Consider the following 1,921-nt stretch of genomic DNA (forward strand, 5'->3'; position numbering starts at 1 on the left):
GATCAGTAGGATACCGTGTTCATCACAGATGCGACGTAGGCCTTGTAGCCAAGACGCCGGAGCTGGAATCACACCACCCTCACCTTGTACAGGCTCGACGATCATCGCGGCAGGTTTCATGATGCCAGATTCGTCGTCATTCAACATACGCTCGATGTAACGAATGCTCGCGTTAGCACCCGCTTCACCACCAATGCCAAACGGGCAACGAAGGTTATATGGGAAAGGCATGAAATGTACGTCAGACATTAAGCCACTACGACGTTCTTTAGTGCCAAGGTTACCCATCATGCCCATAGTGCCGTTAGTCATGCCGTGGTAAGCACCACGAAAAGCAAACATGGTGTTGCGACCTGTAGTTTGCTTGGCGAGCTTGATCGCGGCTTCCACAGCATCAGCGCCAGACGGGCCACAGAATTGAAGAACCGAGTTCGTTGAAAAGTCTTGAGGGAGAAAAGCTTTAACTCGCTTGATAAACGTCTCTTTTGCTTGAGTCGTAATATCAAGTGTCTGATATGGCAAACCAGAATCGAGTTGGTCTTTAAGTGCTTGGTTAATCTCAGGGTGGTTGTAGCCCAGAGAAAGTGTACCTGCACCTGCTAAGCAATCGAGAAATAGTTGGCCACGAGTATCTTCAACTAAAACACCACATGCTCTTTTAATAGCAATCGGTAGGCGTCTTGGGTATGAACGAACATCCGATTCATGCTGCTTTTGCTCAAGCAAAATAGCGTCGGGTGTTAGGTCGTAAGTTCCCTCTACGATAGGAACCATAGTTGAAAATGAATTTGCGATAGTATTAATATCGACTTCAAAGGCGGTAGTCATAAAAGTCCCCTTGAATGTGTTCATACTCACCTCCATCAGACGCAATTGCACACCGTCCCTCTATTGATTTAGAGAGAGTTCATAGTGAAACACGCGTATTGTCTAGAAATGAGATATAGCTGTACGCTCGCATAAGTCAAATGACGAATACGAAATTAGGCCGTCTTAGGACAGCAAAAATTAGTTAGCGTGAGCTCAAGGTTCAGTAATGCTACTGTTTTGAAGAATTGGACATTTGTGCAGTATCGGACAGCTATGAAGAACTGGCCCTTTTGGAAATGCAGAGCTGATTAGCAATGTTGTTATTAGTGTGTTCAATGTTGGGTTTCCCATTAGCATGGCGAATTGCGCCATAAGTATCCCGTCTATCAGCTAAAGGCTAGCTGATACCTACCCTACGTAATGTCCCAATCAGCAAGAATGGTCACTACGCGTATCCCCCAGAAGCAATCGTTGCTCTTCTTGAACATTGTTCATTCCGAGATTGCGCGGGAAAATAACATAAAGTGAAATGAACGATCAATAGTTTTTAATAATCGCTTGATAAATAGGAGCGGTAACTGACAAATTGCTGAAAATATCGTCAAGTTAATCTTTAGGTAAGGAGATCCCCGGTTCATTCGTTCCTCACGCCCGAGGATGACTACGCGGGTATACAAACGTTGCTAGTGAGGGCTTTGAGGCTGTGGCGCCTTTCCGTCATTCCCTAGCACGAAGAACGAGTTCATAGGGAATCTCGCTTTTAAAAGCTAAGTAATGTAAACGAACTTGATAGCAACATTTTGAGATAGAAAAGGAAGTTTGGGTGTGTTCAAACAGAAAGAGGAATAACGCATAAAAATCAGAACAGCAGAAACCAAAAAGCCCGAACATTTCTGTTCGGGCTTTCTAATTTGGAGCGATACATCGGGTTCGAACCGATGACCTCAACCTTGGCAAGGTTGCGCTCTACCAACTGAGCTAGTATCGCATTTGCTACATCTGTTAAGACGTAGACTTTAATAGATGGTGCCCCGGGCCGGACTTGAACCGGCACAGCGCGAACGCCGAGGGATTTTAAATCCCTTGTGTCTACCAATTCCACCACCAGGGC

General features: G+C 45.4%; 1 protein-coding gene and 2 tRNA genes. All 3 read right to left on the bottom strand.

Going from position 1 to position 1,921, the window contains the following annotated elements:
• Positions 1-852 (bottom strand): aminotransferase class III-fold pyridoxal phosphate-dependent enzyme (locus tag AB4496_RS08715; RefSeq protein ID WP_372130822.1); only part of this gene is annotated, 852 nt, incomplete at its 3' end.
• A gap of 870 nt (positions 853-1,722) precedes the next feature.
• Positions 1,723-1,798, bottom strand: a tRNA-Gly gene (locus AB4496_RS08720).
• Positions 1,799-1,834: 36 nt separating this feature from the next.
• Positions 1,835-1,921, bottom strand: a tRNA-Leu gene (locus AB4496_RS08725).

The organism is Vibrio sp. 10N.222.46.A1, assembly GCF_041473595.1.
GTDB classification, from domain to species: Bacteria; Pseudomonadota; Gammaproteobacteria; order Enterobacterales; family Vibrionaceae; genus Vibrio; species Vibrio tasmaniensis_A.